The following is a 23,331-nucleotide window of genomic DNA, read 5'->3' as shown; positions in this document are numbered from 1 at the left end:
ACGGGCCGTGATCTTGGGTTTGGAATTCAACCTGCCGACCGTGGCGGTCCTGCTGATCGTGGTTGCATGGGCCGCATGGGCAGTGCGCCGTCTGTGGAGCCGTGGCATGTGCGACTGCCATGCCGATAGCCCGCGCGGCTGCTCGGGCGGCTGCGGCGGGTGCACGGGGTGCAGCGCCGCGGCGCGCATGGCCGCCGACATGGGCAAGGCCGTGTCCGGTAGATAGGCGAACCGCGGGCGCGTCCGCGGTATAGAAGATGCTACCAAGCGGAGGGGCCGGCTTGATGCCGGCCCCTCCGCGTATATGGCGGCCTTGCGGTCGGGGGGCGGGGCGCGCAGCGCGCTCGTCCCGTGCGACGCAGCTGCCTGCGCGCGATGTCCGGCGGCAGAGGAGGTTCGCATGCGAAGCATTCGAATGGGCTTGGGAGCCAAATCAACCGGCAACGGGAAGTCCGTCTGCACCCGTGTCAAACGCAAACGAAGCGCTCGGGTGAGCTCGCGAATCATGAGCGCAAAATGAGAAGATCGCTAAGGAAAACTTTTCCCAAAAAAGTTATTGACGGTTTACTAAAGTTACCCTATACTGACAAATGTCGATGGCAAGCGTTCCCCCTCGCAAAAGCCATTTGACGCCTCTCTTTCTTTTGCTGACCCGGCGGCAGGGCTCTTCTCGTCTGGCCCCGCCGTATCAGCAGGCCGACGAGGGTTCCATACCCCCCCTCTCCACCCTCGTCGGCCACGTTTCCCTTTTCGAGTTTCCCTTGTGAATCCGCGGTCGCTTGAGCTGCTCGATGCGCAGCTATGCGCTTTTGGCGTTATGCTGTCGCCCTGTGGTACTATGAGGGCAACTATGAAAGGAGTGCCCAATGGAGAAGATGTCCAAATCGCACGAGGATTACCTTGAGGCCATCGTAATGCTCGGGGGCACCACGGAGGTGTCCGTCCGATCTGTCGACATCGCCAACAAAATGGGCGTTTCCAAGGCTTCCGTGAACAAGGCGGTCACCGCGCTTAAGGAGAAGGCGCTTGCCGAGCAGCCGTATTATGGCGATGTCACCCTCACCGAGGCTGGCTTTGCCTATGGCACCGCCATCTACGAGCGTCATTGCATGCTCTCGAAGTTCTTGCATAAGGAGCTGGGCATTCCCGCCGACGTTGCCGAGAGCGAAGCCTGCCTTATGGAACACGCCATCAGCGACGACTCGTTCGAGAAATGGAGAGCTTATATTAAAAAGCTCGACCTCTAAAGGCGCGAAGGCGCCCATCGCTGAAGCTAAACCGCATGCCAGCCGCCCGTTTCCACCTTGGAGACGGGCGGTTTTCCGTCTTGGGTGCCGCCCGCGCGGCGCCGGACGATATGCTATGCTACCGAATGCTTCTTGCATCAAATCACACACTTAATCGAACCACATGCGCTAAGGGGCGGTCATCCATGTCACGGCAAGCTCATATCCTCTCGTTCGACGACGTCAAGCGAGGCGGTTCCCGTTACCCAGAACATCACCATCGCGATCGGGCGGAGCGCTCGCAGGCGGGTCGTGCCCGTGCGGGCCAGCGTCCCTCGCAAGCCCCGCGCCGCCAAAGCTCGCCTTTGCTGTCCTATCTTTCCGAGGACGCGTTTGCGCAGCCGTATTCCGAAGAGGAAGCCTTCCGGCATCCCGCGCAGCAGCGTCGCGGCGCCTCCCGCGCCGCCCGTAAACGCGACGAAGCCGTTGCCGAGCAGCGTCGTTCCTCTCGCGTTTCCGCGCCAGAGCGCGATGGGCGCGCCCAGGAGCCGGAAGAGGGTCGGATCACGGCAGCCGATCGCCGTCGCGCCAAGGCCAAGGCGCGCGCCAAGGCCAAGGCCGGCCGCGCGTTCGAGAAGCAGTTCGGCGGGCAAGCGCCCGAGAGCGACGATTCCCCGCGCGCAGCCGTGTACAAAGGGCAGATGGGGTCAAGCCAACGCCGCGCCCAGCGTATGCAGGCCGATGAGTCCACGCCTTCTCGCAACCGCCGTCATGCGCGTTTCTCCAAAGATGCCCTTATGGGCGCCATGGGGTCTCGCAACTTCATGATCGGCGCCGCCGTGGCGGCGTGCTTGGTCATGTCCACGGTGTTCCTGTATCCCACCGCGCAGCGCTACTATTGCAGCGTGCGCGACCACGATAAGCTGGTCATCGAATACGATGCGCTCGTCGATCGCAACCAGGAGCTGCAATCCGACGTCGATTCCCTGCAAACCGATGCAGGCGTCGAGCAGCGTGCCCACGAGCAGCTCGGCTGGGTGAAAAAAGGCGAGGAATCCGCCAACGTGCGCGGTTTGAACCTGGAGGAAACCCAGCAGGGTTCCACTATCACACCCAACGTCTCCTCCGATAGCGTGCAGGCGCCCGATACGTGGTACTCGCCGCTGCTCGATCTGGTGTTCGGCTACAAATAAGCAGGCAAGGGGGTTGCCATGACCGAAAGCCGCATGCAAGGATTTGCTGCAGGGCGCTATGCCGCCATCGACATCGGAACGGTCACGTGCCGCATGCTCGTGGCGGACGTCGACGCCGCGGGCGCCATCCATGAGGTGGATCGCGAATACGCCATCACCAACCTTGGCGAAGGCGTCGATGCCACCGGTATGCTCTTGCCTGCCGCAATCGACCGCACCGTTGAAACGGTAGAGGGGTATTGCGCCGTGCGCGACCGCCTTGCCGAGCAGGGCGCCCCCATCGCCAAGACCATCGCGGTGGCCACCTCGGCATCGCGCGATGCAGGGAACTCCGATGAGTTCGTGCGGCGTTTGGCGGAGCTCGGCGTCGTCCTTTCGGTCATACCCGGTTGGAAGGAGGCGGGGCTGTCATTCTCGGGTGCATCGTGCGATTTCCCTGGCCAGGACCTTATGGTGGTGGATATCGGCGGCGGCTCCACCGAGATGGTGGTGGGCCGTGCGGGCCAAGCGCCTGCGTGGGCGCACTCCTTCGATATCGGATGCCGTCGCGTCACCGAGAAGTTCGTCCGCACCGACCCTCCCGCGCCCGCCGAGCTTGAAGCGGCGCGCGAATGGGTTTCGCAGCAGCTTGCCGAGCATCTCGGGGAAGCCGGGAAGGCCGGCGTGGCGCCTGAGCGTCTGGTGGCGGTCGCGGGTACGGCTACCACGGTGGTCGCGGTGCGCGACCAGATGCGCGTGTACGATTCGTCGAAGGTGCATAAGGCGCACGTGACGCGCCAGCAGCTCGATCGGCAGTACTCGCAGCTTGCCGCCATGCCCCTGGAGCGGCGCAGCCAGGTCGTGGGCTTGGACCCCGGCCGAGCACCGGTCATCGTGGCGGGCTTGGTCATCATGCAGGCTGTCATGGACGCCGTCGGCGTGGACGGGTTCACCGTCAGCGAGACGGACATCCTGCACGGCATCATATTGGACGCGGCCAAGCTCGAATAGGCCCGCCTTCCAAGCAAGACGACGTGCGTCGATGCCTAGCGAGCGGTCCCGCGCCGCTGCGTATCGGATCTGCCCGAACATGCAAAACGGCCCGGATCGGTGAACCGATCCGGGCCGTTGCCGTGTTCGCATGGTAGGAGCGGTGGGATTCGAACCCACAAGCCTTGCGGCGGCGGATTTTAAGTCCGCTGCGTATGCCGATTCCGCCACGCTCCCAAGCGCGTCAACCATCATATCAGAAAAAGCCGCGAGGGCGTCTAGGCGGCGGTCAATTTGAAGTTCCTTGGCTGATTGCGCCGCTTGTCCGGAGGGGCGCGTGAGCGCAATGCGCTTGTGGTACCATGGCAAGGAGCATGCAAGCGATTCGAATCAAGAAAGCGCTATGAAGAACATCAACGAGATCATCGCAGACGTAGCCGAACCCCCGAAAACCTTCGAAGGCTATCTGATGGCCTATGCCGATCAGGTAGGGGATCTGGTGAACACCTACCTTCCCGCGGGAACGCACCCCGACATGGATCGTTACCTGTACGCGCCGCTGAAGCGGTATAGCGAAAACGGCGGCAAGCGCCATCGCCCGCTCATCTGCTTCGCCGCATGCTTGGCCGTAGGCGGCGACATGCGCCTGGCCACCAGCGCGGCGGCGGCTATCGAGCACTTCCATACCGCAGCCCTCATCCATGATGATATCGCCGACGAGGCGGAGCTTCGCCGCGGCGAGCCGTGCATGCACTGCACGGAGGGCATCGGCCTTGCCATCAACGCTGGCGACCTGGCTCTGTCCCTGGTGAACGGCACGGTTGTGGAAGACCCCGATCTTGACGATCATACGAAGGTGCGCGTTATCTCTGAGCTCATCGAAATGACGCGTCGCACCATAGAAGGCCAGGCTCTCGACATCGGATGGGCGCGCGATGGCCGCTACGACATCGCCCCCGAGGACTACCTGGTCATGGCCACGCATAAAACCGCCCACTACTCCGGCGCGGTGCCGCTGGCCGTGGGCGCCATCATCGGCGGTGGCACGGCCGAGGAGGTGGAGGCCCTGCGCAGCTACGGCCTTGATACGGGCTTGGCGTTCCAGATCCAGGACGACCTGCTCAACCTCATCGGCAGCGAGGAGTCCACGAAGAAGGACTTTCGCAGCGACATCACCGAGGGCAAGCGCACGCTGGTTGTGGTGCACGCCCTGGCAAACGCCGCCCCTGAGGCGCGTGAGCGCCTTATCCAGATCTTGTCCGCCAAGGAGAAGGACCCGGCGGTGCTCGCCGAGGCGGTCGACATCATGCAGGCCACGGGCAGCGTCGAGTATGCGCGCGCTTACGCCGAGAACCTGACCAACACCGCGAAGGGCCGCTTGGTGGAAAAGGTGGGGCCGTCCCTGTCGCGCGATCTGCTGATCTCCATGGCCGATTGGTTTGTGAACCGACTGAAGTAGGTGGGTGCAATGGAAACCATTAAACTCAACGATTCCGGTGCTGCCGTCGAGGACGTGCAGCACCGTCTCTCCCGCATCGGGCTTCTGGACGAGGCTTGCATCGACGGCCTGTTCGGGCCCGAAACGGCGAAGGCCGTCGCCTCCTTCCGTTCCCAAGCGCATCTCGAGTGCGGCGACGAGGTGGACGAGAAAACCTGGGCCGCCCTGGTGGATGCGTCGTTTTGCCTGGGCGACCGCACGCTGTACCTGCGCATGCCCCACTTCCACGGTCATGACGTGCAGCAGCTGCAGAAGGCGCTTTCCGCGCTCGGCTTCGCCTGTGGCGACATCGACGGCATTTTCGGCGCGTTCACCGAGCTTGCCCTGCGCAAGTTCCAGACGAACCTGGGCCTGCCCACCGACGGCATAGCCGGCGCTTACACGTATGCCGCCATCCGCAACCTGCATCATTCCTGGGAGGGCAAGGAGGCCGTGCGCGGCTCCTCTCATCTGGGCTTCGCACGCGCAGCCGGCGTGCTGGAGCGCAACGCGCTGTGCCTGTTCGGCACGCAGGAGTTCACGCGCAGCGTGGCCTCGCGCATGAGCAACCTGGCGCTTGCCACCAACCCCGCATCGAAGATCGTCAGCGCCGACAACCTGCTGGTGGCGCCCGATGAGCAGATGCTGCTCGTGCACATCGTGCTGCCCGAGGAGCAGACGGGCAACGCGCCTCGCGTGGGGTTCGCCCCTGAGGAGACGCTGTCCATGCGCCTGGAATCGGCGCTTGAGGCGGCCATGCAGGCCGACCCGGCGCGCATCGCCGTCGAGCTTCCCGGCAGCATGTGGGAGGACGCCGGCGTGGGCCGTTCTGCCCAGCATTTCGCCATCACGCTGCTCGACGCGCTGTGCACGGCGCTCGCGAAGCGGTAGCTGCGGCTAGCGAACACCATTATCGTTAACGGGCGGTCAACGGAGCCGTCCGTTTTGCATCGGGATGGCAACGGTTTGCGCTGAGGCGGCGGTCCGTGCGTATACTGGGGATATCGAAGCAGGGCCCGAATGTGGCCCCTGCAACCAAGAGAAAGGTCCGATCATGACCGAGCACAATGATAACCCCACTCCGCAGTCCGAGCAGCCGGTTTCCCCGCAGGCTCCCGCTCAGCCCGCCGCCCAGCCGCAAGGCTCTTCTGCGGCTTCCCAAGTCCCGCCGGCTCAGCCGCAAAGCGGCTCCGGCGCATCCCAGGTGCCTCCGGCTCAGCCCCAGCCCGAGCAGCCGTATGCGCAGGCCCAGCAGCACCAGCCCTACGAACAGCCTATGTATGCGCAGCCGGTGTATCCTCCGGCCCCGCTCGTGAAGCTGTCGGGCGGCATGAAGTTCGCCTGGTTCGTCATCGGCGCGTTGGTGGGCATCCCGGGTATCCTGCTTGCCTGGGTGTGCAACGCCGATAAATACCCCCAGGTGAAAAACGACGCCGTGAAATTCTCCGCTATCGGCTTCGCCGTGTGGATGCTCGCCGGCATCATCTTTACCGTCATGGTGGGCGGCCTGCTTGCTGCGTTCGTGGCTGCCTGCGATCCCGGCTACTACGGCGCCTACGCCGGAACCTGGTAGCGCTGGGCTTCGCGGCAATGGCCGTCCGCGACGCACAGCATCTCGTACGGCTGTGCTCGGGCCCTTGCCAGCCCTAGCTTCAGCAGCTGAGCACGCCCTTCGCGTTAGCGAACGTAAACAATATGTTACGAAGAAGAGCCCCGCCGGGGCTCTTCCACATTTTCGGGAAATGCGGGTGGTACAATCACCCAGTTTTTCAAATCGCCCGATGTGCGGGCGCGCGAGGCTGCAAATCGAAGGAGCGAACATGGCACGTCCCATGACCATGGCCGAGAAGATCTTGGCCGCACATGCGGGGCTTGACGAAGTCGAGCCGGGGCAGTTGATCGAGTGCAATCTCGATCTGGTGCTTTCCAACGACATCACGTCGCCTATCGCCATTAAGAATTTCAAGCAGATCGGCGTGGAGAAGGTGTTCGATCCCACCAAGATCGCCCTGGTTCCCGATCACTACGTTCCGAACAAGGACATCAAAAGCGCCGAGCAGGCCAAGCAGGTGCGCGATTTCGCCCGTGAGCAGGGCATCACGCATTACTACGAGGTCGGCTGCATGGGCGTCGAGCACGCGCTGCTGCCCGAGCAGGGCGTCGTGGGCGCGGGCGATCTGATCATCGGCGCCGATTCCCATACCTGCACCTATGGCGCCCTCGGCGCATTCTCCACCGGCGTTGGCTCCACCGATGCCGCCGTGGGCTATGCCACGGGCAAGGCGTGGTTCAAGGTGCCCGAAAGCCTGCTGTTCAAGATCGACGGCCAGCTTGCCCCCGGCGTCACCGGCAAGGACGTTATCTTGTACATCATCGGCATGATCGGCGTGGACGGCGCGCTGTACAAGGCCATGGAGTTCACGGGCAGCGCCATCCGCACCATGTCCATGGACCAGCGCCTTTCCATCTCCAACATGGCCATCGAGGCCGGCGGCAAGGCAGGCCTTATCGAGGTCGACGACATCACGCGCGCCTACATGGACGGCCGCACCGAGCGCCCCTATACCGAATACCACTCCGACCCCGATGCCGTGTACGCCCACGTGTACGAGATCGATGCCGCCGATATCCCGGCAACCGTGGCATGGCCGCATCTGCCGTCCAACACGCGCCCGGCGGCCGAGTCGCGCGATGCGAAGATCGACCAGGCCGTCATCGGCAGCTGCACCAACGGCCGCTTGGAGGATATGCGCCAGGCCGCCGATGTGCTGCGCGGCCGCAAGGTGCACCCCGACGTGCGCTGCATCGTCATCCCGGCAACGCAGGCTGTGTACAAGCAGTGCATCGCCGAGGGCCTGATGGACGTGTTTCTTGACGCCAACTGCGCCGTTTCCACGCCCACGTGCGGTCCGTGCCTGGGCGGCTACATGGGCATCCTGGCTGCTGGCGAGCGCTGCGTTTCCACCTCGAACCGCAATTTCGTCGGCCGCATGGGCGACCCCACGTCCGAGGTGTATCTGGCAAGCCCGGCGGTTGCCGCGGCAAGCGCCGTGCTCGGCCACATCGGCCTGCCCGAGGACATTGCGGAATAACGGATAAGGGAAGGAACCGATCATGCATTTCAAGGGTACCGCGCATCGTTACGGCCGCGACATCGACACCGACGTCATCATCCCGGCCCGTTACCTCAACTCCTCCGACCCCGAGTGGCTGGCAGCGCACTGTCTGGAGGATTTGGACAAGGACTTCGTGAAGAAGGTGCACAAGGGCGACATCATCGTGGCAGAGGAGAACTTCGGCTGCGGCTCGTCGCGCGAGCATGCGCCCATCGCCATCAAGGCTGCGGGCGTGGACGTGGTCATCGCCAAGTCCTTTGCGCGAATCTTCTACCGCAACTCCATCAACACCGGCCTGGCCATCATGGAATGCCCCGAGGCGGTGGACGCCATCAAGCAGGGCGATGTCGTGGACGTCGATGCCGATGCGGGCGTCATCACGAACACCACCACCGGCGAAACGTTCAAGGCCCAGCCGTTCCCGCCGTTCATCCGCGAGATCATCGAGGAAGGCGGCTTGATCAACCGCACCCGCAAGGTGCTCGGCATCGAATAGCGTCATCGTCCCCTGTTCACGCGGGGGGTAAGGCATTAACCGTAACAGGAAAGAGGGCGGCTTGCTCACGGCAAGCCGCCCTCTTGCATTCGGGGCAGGGAGTGTGCCCTAGACGCGTCCGCGTCCTCCGCTTGCGTATGTGAACGCGATTCCATCACCGTTTCGCATCCACATTCGGCCGCGAACGCGTCTCCGTCCCCTGTTCACGAGTCCGCTTTCGGTTGTGAACGCGTCCCCGTCCCTCGCTCACCCGCGATTCGGGGACGTGCGGCTGGTGGCGTTTAATCCCCGAACAGCCTGCCGAGCAGGCCTTTGCGGCGCGGTTTCTCTTCCCGGTACGTGCCTTCGCCGGCTGTTGCCGTTTGGACGGCGCCCTCGTTGCCGCCGATGCGGACGATCTTGTACAAAAACGGCGATTTCGCGTACTTCACCTCGATGGGCGTTGCGTGCACGGTGCTCTCGGCGGACAGATAAAGGCCGGGGTTGAGCGGCGCCTGCACGTGAATCTCCTTTTTCTCGCTGAACACCACGGCTGCGGCGCGGCCCGTCTGCCCGTTCACGGCTATGCGCACCTGCTCGCCCTCGCGCCCGTCCGAGGCGGGACGATCGACGTAATAGATTGGCATGAGCATCAACCCCGATGCGTGTTTGCGCACGCTGCGGGCCCATTGACGCATGCTCTTCTTGCTGTAGCCGAACGCCTTCTCGGCATCGTTTCCCGCCAGCGAATACGTTAGCTTGTCGATGACGGCGCTCTTCTTCAGCAGGCCCTCGACGGCTATGACGCGGAAATCGCCTTCCTGCATGGCGGGGTCGAACGGGGCCACTGTCGAGAAATCCCACGGTTCGAGCAGGCCCATAAGCGGTATGTCGACGAAATAGGTCTTCGGCCACGCCCAATCGAGCACCTCGAAGTACACCTGCGATTCCTTCCCCGGTATCTTGCCGGGGAAGGACGCCATCATGCGTAGGTCGGCAAGCTCCACGGGCACGTACGTGAGCGCCATCTGCTCTCCGATGGCCTTGTCCACGTCGTGCCCGGCGAAGGCCTCGGGGTGCTGGTGTACAAGCGCAAGGGCGTTCGCGCGCGCCTGCTGGGCGGAGATACGGCAGGGAAGTGCCTGCTCAGGGATGTATTCCGCTCCAGTTCCCATGGAAAGCCGTTTGCTGAACGTGCCGGGTTTGAGCAGGTCGGCAACGCCGATCTTGTTGCCGCACGAGGGGCACTCGAACACGCTTTGGGTGGATTTGCCCTCGAACGCTGCCCCGCAAAACGGGCAAGGAACGCTTACGTGCTCGGCGTTTTGGAACTCGTCGGCGGTTGCGGGGTCTTCCCATAGCAGCCGCTCGAGCAGCGACATGTTGCGCCAGTAGGGCTTGTAGTAGTACCAGTCGGAATCCTGCGCGGGCTCGAGCTGCGAGACGTGCGTCAGCTTCAGCAGGCCGTCGACCACCTGAAGCGGCGTATGGCGGATGCCCATGGCAGGTGCCGGCTCCGGTCCGCCCTCGGCCCAGGGCGTGCTCGCCCCGCAATAGGCGCAATCGAAGCTGCGGGTTTGCTGGTGGGAGTACATGGGGCCGCCGCAGTTGCGGCACTTGATGGCGAAGAACCCTTCCATATATGGCCTCCTTGAGCGTCGGGGCTGCTATGTGCGAGTATGCCCGAGCCGCCTTGCCCGCGGCAAGCCCCGCGCGGCCCAAAAAGCAATGACTCCGGCAATGGAGCGGCCCATTTCGCGAAAACGCCCGGTCGACGGTGCCGCCGCTTTGCCGCCAAAGCGCACATCGCCCTGCGTGGACATATGCATATTTCCCACGGGAATAGGCCGTTGGGAAGCCCTAGTGCGTTACTATGTGAATGTAACCGGATCACATTTTGAAAGAGGCTTGCATCATGACGAAGCAATACGACATCTGCCTGTTGCCGGGCGATGGCATCGGCCCTGAGATCATCGCGGAGGGCGTGAAGGTCCTCAACGCCGTCGGCGCGAAGTACGACACGCGCTTCGATTGCAAGGAGTCGCTTATAGGCGGCGCCGCCATCGACGCGGTGGGCGAACCGCTGCCGACCGCCACGCTCGAGGCCGCGAAGGCAGCCGATGCCGTGCTGCTTGCCGCCGTGGGCGGGCCGAAGTGGGATACCACCGACCCGGGCGCGCCGCGTCCCGAGGCGGGACTTTTGGGCATCCGCAAGGGCTTGGGCCTGTACACCAACCTGCGCCCCGTGCAGATCTTTGATGCGCTTGCGGACGCTTCCACGCTCAAACCCGAGGTCATCGAGGGCGTCGACCTCATGATCGTGCGCGAGCTCACCGGCGGCTTGTACTTCGGCAAGCGCGAGCGCTTCTACGACGAGGAAGGTGCCGGTACCGATGGCGCCAAGGGCCAGCGCGCCTATGACACGCTCGAGTACCGCGAGTACGAGGTGGAGCGCATCGCCCGCCAGGCGTTCGAGGCGGCCCGCAAGCGCCGCGGCAAGGTGACCAGCGTCGATAAGGCCAACGTGCTTGAGACCAGCCGCATGTGGCGCGAGATCGTGCACCGCATCGGCGAGCAGGAGTACCCCGACGTGCAGATCGAGGACCTGCTGGTGGACAACACCGCCATGCAGCTGATCAACCGTCCCGCCGACTTCGACGTGGTGGTCACCGAGAACATGTTCGGCGACATCCTCTCCGACGAGGCCGCGCAGATCACGGGCTCGCTCGGCATGCTAGCCTCCGCAAGCCTGGGCGACTCCACGGCGTTGTACGAGCCCAGCCATGGCAGCGCCCCGGATATCGCCGGAAAGGGCATCGCCAACCCGCTGGCGCAGATCCTGTCCGTCGAGATGATGCTGCGCTACAGCTTCGGCATGAACGAGGCGGCAGACGATATCCGCCGCGCGGTCACCGAGGTGCTCGACGAGGGTTGGCGCACGGGTGACCTGAAGGATGCCGAAACGCCCGCCGACAAGGTGGTCGGCTGCGCCGGCATGGGCGACCTGGTGGTCGCGCATCTGTAAGCGCCGAGCAGCGGGGAAGTTCCCGCTGTAGCAGGATCGCGGGGTCGCGGTGCGGCCCCGTGCGGTAAACTGTTCGTGCGGATCGGCGCCGCGCCGCCGCACCCCTTCGACGAAAGGAACCTCAAATGGCCGATGACTGCCTGTTCTGCAAACTCATCTCCGGGGAGATCCCCACGAACAAGGTGTACGAGGACGATATCTGCTTCGCGTTCGACGACATCGAGCCCGAGGCTCCCGTGCATACCCTGCTTGTCCCGAAGAAGCACTACGACGACCTGTGCGACGGCATCCCGGCCGAGGTGCTCGGCCATATGCTGTCCGTGGTGCCGAAGGTCGCCGAGCTCAAGGGCGTGCGCGAGTCCGGCTTCCGCACGGTCATGAACACCGGCCCCGACTCCGCTGCAACGGTCAAGCACTTCCACATCCACATCTTGGGCGGCGTGAAGATGGGCCGCTTCACGTTCGAGAACTCCCAGCGCGTGGAGGGCTAGGGCCCGCAACTGCAATGCATAGGCTTTGATCGCAGAGCGCCGCTTGCCGAAAAGGCAGGCGGCGCTTTCGTTTCGCTACGGACACTTGGGTTCAGACGCTTGGGGACGTAGCATTAAGTGTCCGGTTCGCAAGCCCCTTTCGCTACAAAGCATCCATCGATGGCTAAAAGCCGTCGACCAGCAGGTCGGCGGCTTTTAGCATACTCTGGTAAGCTATTCGCCAGTATTTGAAAGGATGGTTCAGCGTGCAAAAGGTTGCGGGAAAAGAGGGCTTGTGGCGGCTTGAGCCGCACGAGAAGCTGTTGGGCGTGCGTTGCAAGGTCTTGCGCGACGCCATGCCCGCGCTCGCCGACGGCACGGTTTTTTCCGGGGCGTTCGGCGTGGTGGGCGGCCGCGTGATGCGGCCGAAGCCGAAAAGCGGCGGCATGTACCTGGTGCATCTGGAGGGCGATTCCCCCAGCGACCAGGCCATGCGCATCGTGGCGTACCTGGACAGGTATGGGCGCGTGTTCGCCTGCGACGAGCCGCAGGTCGCGCCGCCGGCGCGCATTCCCGACATGGAGATCGCCCGATTCAACGACGTGGCCCAGGACGCAGTGAAAACCGCCGGATACGTGTACGTGCATGACGGCGAGGGCGACGCGGCGCGCTGCGTGGCGGCCTACAAGGGAACGGCCGATCTATATAAGGTATCGGACACGTGGTATCGCTTCGGTGAGCGCAAGGCCATGACTTACAAGGAGTTCATGGCGCGCGCGTATTTCGCGCTGTGCTTCCGGCCGGCCATGGGCGCGCCCGCCGTCCCCAGCCGCGGCGTTATGGGCGTGCTCGACGCTGTGGGGCCCGAAAAACCGTTCGAGGCGTTGCGCGAGCTTGCGGGCCAGGTTCAGCGTGCGCTGTCCGACCCTCAGCTCGAGGCCCCCGGTGCCGTCAGGCTTCTGCTGGAGAACCTCGAGCAGGCGGGCCTGTTCGCCATCCATGAGCGCGGCGTTTCCGACGAAGCGGTGCGCCTGGTGCGCTCCACGAAGTACGCGCACTTGGCCTATCTGGTCCGCAACCAGGAGGATGCCGACATCTCCGATCAGGAGCTGTGGGGGATCGAGGCGGCGCTCAACTGCTTCATCTTGTTGTGCGAGCGCATGGGCGATCGCGCCGATGCTGCGGGCCTCGACGAGTGCCGTCAAGCCGATGCGCAGCTGTTCGTCGCGGTGGGCGAGCAGGACCTGGCGGGCGGCATGCCCGATGGCGCCCCGTCCGGGCATGAGGGCGGCGAATGGGGCGTGCGCTGCCGCTTGGCGCTGGCAATCGAGCAGCTGCGCCTTCCCGTGCGCGTGGATGTGGAGCTTGCGGGCGATATCGGCGCCGGTCAGGCAGCGTTTTGCCTGACCATGCCGCCGGAGGGCATGGTGCCGGGCGCTGCGGGCGGCGAACAGGGGGCTGCGCTTCCCTACGTCATGCGCGTGGGCCTGCTGCTCGCCGACCACGCTTTCGCCACCGAGCCGGGCATTGCCCAGGTGAAGCTGATGGCGTTCCCGCTGCCCGACCCGCAGGCGCCGCAGGATGCGCCTGCCGCAGGATCGCAGCAGCCCGTGCCCGCGGTGCTGGGCGCGCCGGCCGCGTCGGAGCAGTTGCGCGATTCCCGGGAAACGGCGCTGTTCGAGGTCGATCTGGACCGTGTGCTGTACGCTGAGCGCGGCGGTTTCAAGCAAGCTATCGCGGGTGATCCCCGTGAGCTGCTCAATGCCGCGGGAGCGCGTTATGACGTTGCCGACGCCCAGGTGCCGCGCCAGCGCGTGATGCACCCTGTGTTCGAGTCATGGAGCGCCGATGACCAGGCGGGCGAGCTTCCGACGTGGGCGCAAGGGCCCTTGGGCGCGAAGTGCGAGCGCGATCTCGATATCGAATATGACACGGCGTATCGCCGCATGGCCGAGGGCCTGGCGGATTCGCTTGTGGAAGCGCAAAGCGCCACCGAGGCCATCGCCGCCGTGCGCTGCGTGCAGTCCGCCGCGCTCGAAGCGAAGGACGAGCGCGCCGTCTCGGCCTGCACGCGCCTGATGGCCGCGCTTGCCGAGGGCTCCATCGACGCCGCCGATCAGAACGCGGTGGTGGGGCGCTTTTTGGGCGAGGACCGCTGCCTGGTGGCGCTCGGCCGCGCGCATTCGCTTGCCGAGACCGATCCCGCAGCTGCCGTGGAAGCGCTCATCGGCGCCATCGCCGAGGCTCAGTTGCTCGACGGCTTCGCTGACGGCTCCCAAGAGGTGTATCGTGCATTCGACAGCTACAGCGCCAGGGTGCTGTACAACGTTTCCCGTGCAACGCAGCCGGTACCGATTGATGGCAATCCCGTCGACCCTGGTCAGGGGCCTGCAGTCGATCCGGCATCCGAAAGCGTCGCGGTTCCCGATGCCGTGGCCGACGCCGGAAAGCGCGTGCGTGTGGTGCCCGACTCGTTCTACCTGTGCCACCTGGAGGTCACGCACTTGCTGGAACGTTCGTTCGAGCGCGCCGACGAGGCGCTGCGCTACGGCCGCGCCGCCGTGGCCATGGGGCCGTCGTGCGCCATGGGTTATCGGGTGCTCGGGCGCGCCTATATGCTCCAAGGCGATATGGGCCGCGCCTTCGACGTGCTGCGCGCGGGCCTTCGCGTCTCCCTGCAGCCTACCGACATCGCGCTCATGTACTACCAGCTGGGATACGTGATGTGGAAGCGCGGCAGCGCCGACGCGGGTGTGGCATGCTATCTGAAAGCGGTCGAGGCATCGCCGTCCATCGCCATGCAGGCTACGGCCGAGCTGCGCGAGCTGGTGGCCGAGACCGGCGCATCCATCCCGCCGGCAGGCGGCGTGGAGGCGGCCCTTGCCGCCGAGGGAATCCCTTGCGCGCCCGCATCCGAGACGCTCGACGTCATCGATGCGGCCCTGTCCGCCGCCTGCGATGCCGGCCTTGCCAACGTGGCCCGCAGCCTGCTCGCCACGCGCCTGCGCCATCGCCCCGACGACGCGCTCATGGGAGTGCTGCGCAGCTTCGGCGAGCCCGCGTAAGGGTCGCCGCCCGGGTCCCTCGCAACCGTCGCGCCCGCCATCCGTTCCGCAGCTGCGCTGTCTGCGCGCAACCGACGCGCCCGTCTGCGACCCGCGCCGCGCTGATTGCGTGGGGCCGCGGCGGGCGGGCCGCCGTGCGGCGTTGTCTGCGCTACAATGCAAGGGTTAACCGTTTTCAACCGTCCGTATCATCGGAACATGAGTTATCGGAAGTAAGGAACCGTCATGGCAATCAACTCCCCGGAGGGAACGCGCGATCTTCTGCCCGATGAGGCGAAGTTCTGGGCGCATTTCCGCGACACCGCGTTCGGCATCTTCGCCCGTTACGGCTATCAGCCCATCGAAACGCCGCTGTTCGAGCAGACCGACCTGTTCGTGCGCGGCATCGGCCAGGCCACCGACGTGGTGTCCAAGGAGATGTTCACCGCCATCTCCGGCGAGAACTTCAAGCGCGTCATGGAAGGCGGCACCATCAAGGCGAAAAGCCGCCTGAGCCTGCGCCCCGAGGGCACCGCGGGCGTGGTGCGCGCCGTGGTGCAGCATGACCTGGTGCCGCAGGGCGCGGCTCCGGCCAAGCTCATGTACGCCGGCCCGATGTTCCGCGCCGAGCGCCCGCAGAAGGGCCGTCAGCGCATGTTCAACCAGGTGGGCATCGAATGCCTGGGCGCGGAGGACCCCAGCGTCGACGCCGAGGGCATCATCATGCTCATGCGCTTCTACGCCGCCATCGGCGTTCCCATGGATGCCACGCGCCTGCTGGTGAACTCCATGGGCTGCGAGCAGTGCCGCCCGAAGTACCGCGAGGCCGTGCGCGAGTACATGAACGCCCATGCCGAGAACATGTGCGAGGAGTGCATGCGCCGCGCCGAGATCAACCCGCTGCGCGCCTTCGACTGCAAAAACCCCGGCTGCGCCGAGGTCATGGAGGGCGCCCCGAAGATCTCGGATTACCTGTGCGATGACTGCCGCGAGCACTACCAGGCCGTCAAAACCTATCTGGACGGTGCGGGCATCTCCTACATCGAGGACCCCACGCTGGTCCGCGGCCTCGACTACTACACGCGCACCGTGTTCGAGGTGCAGGTCGATCAGGGCATGGGCAGCCAAAACGCCATCGGCGGCGGCGGTCGCTACGACAAGCTGGCCGAGGAAGTGGGCGGACGCCCCACGCCGGGCTTCGGCTTCGCGCTGGGCTACGAGCGCTGCGCGCTGGCCATCCAGGCGGCAGGTCAGGCGTTCCCGAGCGCCCAGCATTGCGACATCTTCGTGGCGTGCGTTGACGATTCCGTGCGCGCCGAGGCGTTCAGCTTGGTGCAGGCATGCCGCGATGCGGGCGTGACCGCCGAGATGGATCATCAGCACCGCAGCCTGAAAAGCCAGTTCAAGCTGGCCGACAAGGTAGGCTCGCGCATGGTCGCCGTGCTCGGCCCCGACGAGCTGGCCGCCGGAGAGGTGAAGGTGCGCAACATGGCCACCCATCACGAGCGCCTGGTGAAGCTCGATCAGGCCAAAATGCTGCTGGCCCAGTTCGGCGGCGAGCCTTTCGGAGGCGCGCACGCCAGTATCGAGGACGTGTTCGCCGGCGAGGAATAACCCGAAAGCGCCGAGCAGCCACGTGAACAGGGGACGGAGGTGCCCTCACCCTGTTCGTCGGCCGTTGGAAGCCGCCTCCGCGGCGCTGCAACCATGGCATTTTCAAAGGAGCTGGAAGCCGGTGTGGTTTCCAGCTCCTTTCGTGATGTACAATGGCTAGGTTTGAGCAACAACCCGGGCCCGCGTTTGCGGCCGGGCGCCCATAAAGCATTGCAAGGAGCAAGAGAGAATGACGGATTACATCAACGAGTTTTGCATGCACGACGCAACGTGCGGCGAGCTGCGCAAGTCCGACGTGGGCCGCGAGGTCACGCTGTGCGGTTGGGCGTGGCACAATCGCGATCACGGCGGGCTGATCTTCTGCGACCTGCGCGATCGCACCGGCTACACCCAGGTGGTCGTCGACCCCGATTGCGTGCCCGAGGAGGACTTCCACAAGGCAGAGCATCTGGGTCGCGAGTACGCCCTGCAGATCACCGGCACGGTTCGCGACCGCGGCGCCGACGCCGTGAACCCGAACATGGCCACCGGCGAGATCGAGGTGCTGGCCAGCAAGGTCAACGTGCTCAACGAATCCGTCACCCCGCCGTTCTCCATCGAGGACGGCATCGAGACCGACGAGACCACGCGCATGAAGTGGCGCTACATGGACCTTCGCCGTCCGGAGATGTACCAGTCCCTGCGCCTGCGCCACACCGTGGCCCAGGCCATGCGCGCCGCGCTGAACGAGCGCGGCTTCATCGAGGTGGAAACGCCCATCCTGGCCAACTCCACGCCCGAGGGCGCTCGCGACTACCTGGTGCCCTCCCGTCCGAACCCGGGCAAGTTCTACGCGCTGCCGCAGTCCCCGCAGCAGTTCAAGCAGATGCTCATGGTCGGCGGCGTCGAGCGCTACTACCAGATCGCCCGCTGCTTCCGCGACGAGGATCTGCGCGCCGACCGTCAGCCTGAGTTCACGCAGGTCGACATCGAGATGTCCTTCGTTCAGGAAACCGACGTCATGGACCTGATGGAGGGCGTGTTCAAGGAGGTCCTGGCCGCTGCGGGCGTGCAGCATGAGTTCCCGCTGCAGCGCATGCCGTGGAAAGAGGCCATGGACCGCTTCGGCTGCGACCGTCCCGACGTGCGCTTCGGCATGGAGCTCGTCGAGCTCACCGACATCGTGCGCGGCTGCGGCTTCGGCGTGTTCTCCAAGGCCGTCGAGGCGGGCAACGTCGTGAAGTGCATCAACGCCAAGGGCGCCGGCAACTGGTCGCGCGGCGACATCGAGAAGCTGGCCGACGTGGCTGCCGCCAACGGCGCGAAGGGTATGGCCTGGATCGCCTACACCGACGCCGATGCCGAGCTTGCGGGCAAGAGCCCCATCATCAAGTTCCTCGGCGACGAGGTCCATGGCGCCATCAAGCAGGCCGCCGGCGTCGAGCCGGGCGACTTGCTGCTGTTCGCCGCCGACGCCTACGGCACCGCTTCCGCCGTGCTCTCCGCCCTGCGCCTGCACATGGCCGAGGCCCTGAACATCCCGCGCGAGGGCCACGCCCTGCTGTGGGTCGTCGACTTCCCCATGTTCAAGTACGACGAGGAGGAGAAGAAGTACGCCGCCGAGCATCATCCGTTCACGATGATCCCCGAGGCCGATTGGGACAAGATCGAGACCGATCCGCTGGCGTGCTCGAGCTACTCCTACGACATCGTCATGGACGGCTTCGAGATGGGCGGCGGCTCCATCCGTATCCACAACGCCGAGCTGCAGAAGCGCGTGCTTCGCCGTCTGGGCGTGGAAGATGAGCAGATGGAGGAGAAGTTCGGCCACCTCATCCATGCGCTCGAGCTGGGCGCCCCGCCGCACGGCGGCATCGCCCTGGGCCTCGATCGCCTGGTCATGCTGCTGGCCGGCAAGCAGTCCATCCGCGACGTCATCGCCTTCCCGAAGACCTCCAGCGCTTCCGACCCCATGACCGGCGCCCCGAACGCCGTCACCGGCCGCCAGCTCAAGGAAGTCTCCCTGCGACTGCTGTAGCTCCGTCCGCCTGACGGCAGCCGGATTGCTCGATGCTGTGGGCCGCTGCGGCACCCCGCTTTCGCGTTCGCGCGAATCCGGGGCACCGCAGCGGCCTTCGCTGATTTTTGCGCCACTTGCGATTCTTGTATCCTCCGTTCCCGAAAGGACCCTCATGAAAGTTCAACGTCCGTATCCTCGCGCCACCATCACGTCGAAGGGCGAGCATGCGCTGGCCAAGGGGCACCCGTGGGTATACGAGGCCGAGGTGCTGTTCATGGAGGGCGCGCCGGGGCAGGGCGATGAGGTTGCTAACGGCAGCCTTATCGACGTGGTGAATCGCAAGGGGTCGTACCTGGGCACGGGCCTGTTGTCGAAGAGCAGCAAGATCCGCATCCGCCTTATCACGCGCAACGCTAACGATGCGTTCGACCGCGCGTTCTGGAAGCGCAAGGTGGCGTGGGCGTGGGAGTACCGCAAAACCGTCATGGGCGAAGACGCCAGCTGCTGCCGCGTGCTGTTCTCGGAGGCCGACGGCTTCCCGGGCCTGGTGGTGGACCGCTTCAACGACGTGCTGGTCGCCGAAACGCTGTCCGTGGGCATGGAGCAGCTCAAGCCGGTGATTTTCCCGGTGCTGCTTGAGGTGCTCGCCGAGGACGGCGTTTCCATCCGCGGCCTGTACGAGCGCAACGACGTGGCAACCCGCAAGCTGGAGGGCCTTGAGCTGACGGCGGGGTGGTTCGCGGGTGCGGCCGGTGAAGGCGGCCAAGCAAGCTTCGATCCGCTGGCACCGGGCGCGCCGGGCACTGAGGATTTCGGTCCCACCGCCACGCAGATCGTGGAAAACGGCGTGCGCTACGAGGTTGATTTCGAGAACGGCCAGAAGACGGGCTTTTTCCTTGACCAGAAGTACAACCGCCGCGCGGTGGCCAAGCTTGCCGCGGGAAAGCACGTGCTCGACTGCTTCACGCACACGGGAAGCTTCGCGCTCAATGCTGCCCATGGCGGCGCGGCGTACGTGAACGCCGTGGACATCTCCGAGCTCGCCGTGGCGCAAGCGCGCAAGAACGCGCAGCTCAACGGCCTGGAGGAGTGCATGGACTTCACGGCAACGAACGTGTTCGACCTGCTTCCGGCGCTTGAGGCCGCGCATGACCGCACGTACGACTTCATCGTGCTCGACCCGCCGGCGTTCACGAAAAGCCGCAAGACCATCCAAAGCGCCGCGCGCGGCTACAAGGAGATCAACTACCGCGCCATGAAGCTGCTGCCGCGCGGCGGGTATCTTGCAACCTGCAGCTGCAGCCACTTCATGGACACCGAGCGTTTCAGGCATGTGGTTGCCAGCGCCGCGCATGATGCGGGCGTGCAGCTGCGGCAGATTGAGGAGCGCCAGCAGGCGCCCGACCACCCCATCGTCTGGGGTGTTCCCGAAACCGACTACCTGAAGTTCTTCATCTTCCAGGTGGTGTAACGCAAACGGGCGCGGCATGATGCCGCGCCCGTTTTTTCGCCGTTGCGCAAAAGCCGCTCGCAACCCGTGCCGAGCCGTTCCTGACAGCTTTCCTGGATAATACGCAGGTGGGCAGTAATCTACGCTCCTCAAATGCAGCGGGATTCTGGTATTCTGCAATCGACCGTTTTGCAACGAACGATGATAAGTATCCATACAATGGTTTAATGTTGATTAACGCGTGTACTATCGCTGCAGCGATCGCGCTAACACGAACAAGGGCCGCCGGATGCCGGCGAGTAAACAGGAAACGAGGGGTATAAGGTGTCAGACCCGATTGCGCCGATGGGCGAACCGACGGCAAAAGACCTGCGCAGGTCCACCGATCGTCGCGTGGTGCGCACGCGCAAGGCCATCCGCGAGGCGTTTTTCAAGCTGATGGAGAACCAGGACTACCACAAGATCACCATCGCCTCCGTGGCGCGCGAGGCCGATATCGACCGCAAGACGTTCTACCTGCATTATCGCTCGGTAAGCGATCTGGTGGACGAGGTCATCCGCGATGAGGCCCAGAAGATCGTCGCCAGCTGTCGCGATGCGCTGCGCTCGGATGGTGACAAGGGACTTGACGTGAGCAAGCTGTTCCAAAGCATCAGCCTGGCCCTTGCCCCCGATATGACTCGCAGCAAGCGGGTGCTGCAGCATGTGTCGCTGCAAGATGTGCTCGACCGCCTGGAGGCAAGCCTGGTCGATGTGCTCATGGAGGACAACGTGCTCGGCCTGCGCCGCGACGACCCGTACGTGCCCTACATCGTGTCGTTTTTCTGCGCGGGCCTGGTGGCGGTGTACCGCCGCTGGCTCATCGCCGATTCCGAGATCCCGCTTGATAGCCTTGCCGGGGTGACCAGCGCGTGTTTGTTCGACGGCCTCAACGGCGTGTTGCCAAGCGTCAAGCTGGCGTAAAGCGCCTGTGTGCATTTGGTAACGCTTGCGCCCTGCGCCCGCAGCGGGAGCGGGGCGTCGGTATACTATGCCAAGTCGAAACGAGCATCTTATATGGGTCGGGGCGGCGCCAAGTTCCGAACCTGGTCAGGTCCGGGAGGAAGCAGCCATAAGGGGCCTCTGACGAGCGCCCTGTCCCATATAGGATGCTCTTTTTGCGCCCAAAAACACAGGGGCTGCACCCCGGACGCGTGTAAACCGGGGTGAAACGGCGTTGGAAAGGCATATATGGGTATCATCGATTTCTTCCTCAACCTGTTAAGCGACCCGCGCGGCGCCATTGCCGGATGGATCATCACGCTGGGCGCGGTGTGGGTGTACACGCCGCTGTTCTTGATCGTGTTCGTGGAAACGGGCCTGGTGTTCTTCCCGTTTTTGCCTGGCGACTCGCTGCTGTTCGCGGCCGGCGTCTTCTCTGCCGATGGCGGCGGGCTTCATCTGGGCGCCACGCTGCTGGTGTTCTACGCAGCGGCCATCTTGGGCAACACCTCCAACTACTGGATCGCGCGCTTCTTCGGCAAGCGCATCATCGACTCCGGCAAGGTGAAGGCGCTCACGCCCGAGCGTATGGCCAAGCTCGATAGCTTCTTCGAGAAGTACGGCGGGCTCACCATCGTCATCACGCGCTTCATGCCGTTTTTCCGCACGTTCGCCCCGTTCATCGCAGGCACCGGGCACATGAACTTCGCGAAGTTCACGATGTTCAACGCCATCGGCGGCATCTCTTGGGTCAGCCTGTTCGTGCTGGTGGGCTACTTCTTCGGCGGCGTGCCGTTCGTGCAGGAGCACTTCGAGGTCATCGTCCTCGGCATCGTGGCCGTGTCGGTCGCTCCGGCGGTCATCGGCGCGGTGAAGGCGGCCCTGAACGGCCGCAAGAAGAAGGCGTAGCGCGGCATTCGCGCCTATTCGTGGGAATCTTCGGCGGCGCATCCGCTACAGGGTGCGCCGTGATGCGCCCGGGGCTGCGGGCTCCGGGCGTTTTTCGTGTTCGGAGGCGTCTGGCGCGCGGCCGCAACGGGATGCCCGTATAATGGTGGCAGACCACAACGCCCGGGCTTCCCGGGCTTTCGCATATCCGCACGCAGGGCAAGGAGCAACCACATGGCAGAGGCGCTGTACCGCAAATACCGTCCGCAGATCTTCGAGGACGTGGTGGGGCAGGAGCAGATCGAGCGCACCATCAAAAACGCCATCGAGCAGGACAAGGTCAGCCACGCCTACCTGTTCTGCGGCCCGCGCGGCACGGGCAAGACCACCACGGCACGCCTGCTTGCCAAGGCGCTGCTGTGCGAGAAGGGCCCCACGCCCGACCCGGACGGAACCTGCGAGGATTGCCAGATGATCGCCGAGGGCGTGCACCCCGACGTCTACGAGCTCGACGCGGCAAGCCGCACGGGCGTGGAGAACGTGCGCGAGGAGATCATCAACCGCGTGCAGTTCGCGCCCACGCGCGGCCGTTACAAGGTCTATATCATCGACGAGGTCCACATGCTGTCCATCGCGGCGTTCAACGCGCTGCTCAAGACGCTCGAGGAACCTCCCGATCACGTGGTGTTCATCCTGGCCACCACCGATCCGCAGAAGGTGCCGGAGACCATCCATTCGCGTTGCCAGCGCTTCGATTTTCGCCGCATATCCAACGAGTCCATCGTCTCGCGCCTGGGCGCGGTGTGCGTGGCCGAGGGCGTGGAATTCGAAGGCGATGCGCTCGACCTGATCGCCCATCACGCTGGCGGTGGCATGCGAAACGCGCTCACCTCGCTTGAGCAGACCATCGCGTTCGGCGAGGGCAAGGTCACCTTGGCCGTTGCCGAGCGCATGCTCGGCGGCGTGGATTCCGGCGATCTGGCCAACATCGTGCAGGCGCTTGGCAAGCGCGATGCCGCAGCATGCTTCAATTGGGTGGCTGAGTTCGTCGAATCTGGCTCCGACCTGGCGCAATTTGCACGCGAGCTTGCCCAGCACGTGCGCAACCTCTACGTGATGAGCTTGGCGGGAACCGATGTGGCGCTCGACGTCAGCGCGTCGGAGCGCCGTCAGCTTGCCGATGAGCTGCCCCTGTTCGGCACCGATCGGCTGGCACGCATGCTGCAGGTGCTCGGCGACGTCATGGCCGAGCTGAAAACCTCGACCAACCCGCGCCTGTCGTTCGAGATCGGCTGCACGCGCATGGTGCGCCCCGAAGGCGACCTGACGCTCGCCGCGCTTGCGGAGCGCGTTGAGGCCTTGGAGCGTTCCGGAGTTGCCGTGGCTTCGCCGGCCGCCGCGGCG

Annotated in this window: 19 protein-coding genes, 1 tRNA gene and 1 other RNA gene; 19 read left to right on the top strand and 2 right to left on the bottom strand. The window is 64.7% G+C overall.

The features are described from left to right. The 4 genes from SFHG_RS05765 to SFHG_RS05750 all read left to right on the top strand — a co-directional run. The coding region (locus SFHG_RS05765; protein ID WP_222859220.1) for a hypothetical protein at nucleotides 1-226 on the top strand (226 nt) is incomplete at its 5' end. A 640-nt stretch (nucleotides 227-866) separates the two neighbouring features. Next, on the top strand, nucleotides 867-1,247 hold the full coding sequence (locus SFHG_RS05760; RefSeq protein ID WP_042434821.1) for a metal-dependent transcriptional regulator: 381 nt from the start codon (nucleotides 867-869) through the stop codon (nucleotides 1,245-1,247). Between the two features lie 185 nt (nucleotides 1,248-1,432). Next, nucleotides 1,433-2,419 carry an FtsB family cell division protein gene (locus SFHG_RS05755; protein WP_162096560.1) on the top strand — a complete coding sequence of 329 codons (987 nt, stop codon included), beginning with the start codon at nucleotides 1,433-1,435 and terminating at the stop codon, nucleotides 2,417-2,419. 18 nt (nucleotides 2,420-2,437) lie between these two features. Further along, entirely contained in the window at nucleotides 2,438-3,409 is a 972-nt protein-coding gene (locus SFHG_RS05750) for a Ppx/GppA phosphatase family protein (RefSeq protein ID WP_052297815.1), read from the top strand. Between the two features lie 131 nt (nucleotides 3,410-3,540). Here the strand turns inward: SFHG_RS05750 and SFHG_RS05745 are convergent. Continuing rightward, a tRNA-Leu gene (locus tag SFHG_RS05745) sits at nucleotides 3,541-3,625 on the bottom strand. 166 nt (nucleotides 3,626-3,791) lie between these two features. On the opposite strand from SFHG_RS05745, the gene SFHG_RS05740 reads away from it, so the two are divergent. The 5 genes from SFHG_RS05740 to leuD all read left to right on the top strand — a co-directional run bounded on the left by SFHG_RS05740 (nucleotide 3,792) and on the right by leuD (nucleotide 8,477). Further along, a complete protein-coding gene (locus SFHG_RS05740) occupies nucleotides 3,792-4,847 on the top strand; it encodes a polyprenyl synthetase family protein (RefSeq protein WP_042435283.1) in 1,056 nt (351 codons plus the stop codon). 9 nt (nucleotides 4,848-4,856) lie between these two features. Beyond that, on the top strand, nucleotides 4,857-5,756 hold the full coding sequence (locus SFHG_RS05735; RefSeq protein ID WP_042434819.1) for a peptidoglycan-binding domain-containing protein: 900 nt from the start codon (nucleotides 4,857-4,859) through the stop codon (nucleotides 5,754-5,756). 163 nt (nucleotides 5,757-5,919) lie between these two features. Beyond that, nucleotides 5,920-6,438: a hypothetical protein gene (locus tag SFHG_RS05730; protein ID WP_042434816.1), complete on the top strand. Its 519-nt coding sequence runs from the start codon at nucleotides 5,920-5,922 to the stop codon at nucleotides 6,436-6,438. A 247-nt stretch (nucleotides 6,439-6,685) separates the two neighbouring features. Next, nucleotides 6,686-7,957 carry a 3-isopropylmalate dehydratase large subunit gene (gene leuC / locus SFHG_RS05725; RefSeq protein ID WP_042434814.1) on the top strand — a complete coding sequence of 424 codons (1,272 nt, stop codon included), beginning with the start codon at nucleotides 6,686-6,688 and terminating at the stop codon, nucleotides 7,955-7,957. A 22-nt stretch (nucleotides 7,958-7,979) separates the two neighbouring features. After that, nucleotides 7,980-8,477 carry a 3-isopropylmalate dehydratase small subunit gene (gene leuD, locus SFHG_RS05720; RefSeq protein ID WP_042434812.1) on the top strand — a complete coding sequence of 166 codons (498 nt, stop codon included), beginning with the start codon at nucleotides 7,980-7,982 and terminating at the stop codon, nucleotides 8,475-8,477. Between the two features lie 281 nt (nucleotides 8,478-8,758). On the opposite strand, the gene SFHG_RS05715 is transcribed toward leuD, so the two are convergent. Continuing rightward, entirely contained in the window at nucleotides 8,759-10,096 is a 1,338-nt protein-coding gene (locus SFHG_RS05715; protein WP_042434809.1) for a TFIIB-type zinc ribbon-containing protein, read from the bottom strand. 275 nt (nucleotides 10,097-10,371) lie between these two features. Here SFHG_RS05715 and leuB point away from each other — a divergent pair, with 275 nt between their 5' ends. From leuB to dnaX, 10 genes are all read left to right on the top strand, one after another. Further along, nucleotides 10,372-11,481, top strand: a complete 1,110-nt coding sequence (gene leuB, locus SFHG_RS05710) for a 3-isopropylmalate dehydrogenase (RefSeq protein WP_042434805.1) — start codon at nucleotides 10,372-10,374, stop codon at nucleotides 11,479-11,481. Nucleotides 11,482-11,606: 125 nt separating this feature from the next. After that, nucleotides 11,607-11,972 (top strand): histidine triad nucleotide-binding protein, encoded by a 366-nt coding sequence (locus SFHG_RS05705; protein ID WP_042434802.1) that lies wholly within the window; start codon nucleotides 11,607-11,609, stop codon nucleotides 11,970-11,972. Between the two features lie 245 nt (nucleotides 11,973-12,217). Further along, nucleotides 12,218-15,016 (top strand): hypothetical protein, encoded by a 2,799-nt coding sequence (locus SFHG_RS05700; protein ID WP_042434799.1) that lies wholly within the window; start codon nucleotides 12,218-12,220, stop codon nucleotides 15,014-15,016. A 225-nt stretch (nucleotides 15,017-15,241) separates the two neighbouring features. Next, complete coding sequence (hisS, locus tag SFHG_RS05695) at nucleotides 15,242-16,609, top strand: histidine--tRNA ligase (protein ID WP_042434797.1); 1,368 nt, start codon at nucleotides 15,242-15,244, stop codon at nucleotides 16,607-16,609. A 229-nt stretch (nucleotides 16,610-16,838) separates the two neighbouring features. Further along, entirely contained in the window at nucleotides 16,839-18,626 is a 1,788-nt protein-coding gene (aspS, locus tag SFHG_RS05690; protein ID WP_042434794.1) for an aspartate--tRNA ligase, read from the top strand. A 154-nt stretch (nucleotides 18,627-18,780) separates the two neighbouring features. Further along, complete coding sequence (locus SFHG_RS05685) at nucleotides 18,781-20,079, top strand: class I SAM-dependent rRNA methyltransferase (RefSeq protein ID WP_042434791.1); 1,299 nt, start codon at nucleotides 18,781-18,783, stop codon at nucleotides 20,077-20,079. Between the two features lie 303 nt (nucleotides 20,080-20,382). Next, nucleotides 20,383-21,021: a TetR/AcrR family transcriptional regulator gene (locus tag SFHG_RS05680; protein ID WP_148514760.1), complete on the top strand. Its 639-nt coding sequence runs from the start codon at nucleotides 20,383-20,385 to the stop codon at nucleotides 21,019-21,021. Nucleotides 21,022-21,111: 90 nt separating this feature from the next. Continuing rightward, nucleotides 21,112-21,207: signal recognition particle sRNA small type (gene ffs / locus SFHG_RS10410), an RNA gene on the top strand. 81 nt (nucleotides 21,208-21,288) lie between these two features. After that, entirely contained in the window at nucleotides 21,289-21,948 is a 660-nt protein-coding gene (locus tag SFHG_RS05675; RefSeq protein ID WP_042434784.1) for a VTT domain-containing protein, read from the top strand. Nucleotides 21,949-22,161: 213 nt separating this feature from the next. Then, nucleotides 22,162-23,331 (top strand): DNA polymerase III subunit gamma/tau (gene dnaX, locus SFHG_RS05670; RefSeq protein WP_148514768.1); only part of this gene is annotated, 1,170 nt, incomplete at its 3' end.

It is taken from the genome of Senegalimassilia anaerobia JC110 (genome assembly GCF_000236865.1).
In the GTDB taxonomy this organism is placed as follows: domain Bacteria; phylum Actinomycetota; class Coriobacteriia; order Coriobacteriales; family Eggerthellaceae; genus Senegalimassilia; species Senegalimassilia anaerobia.
Note: the sequence above shows the minus strand (reverse complement) of the source record. Positions and strands in the feature narration are given on the sequence as shown.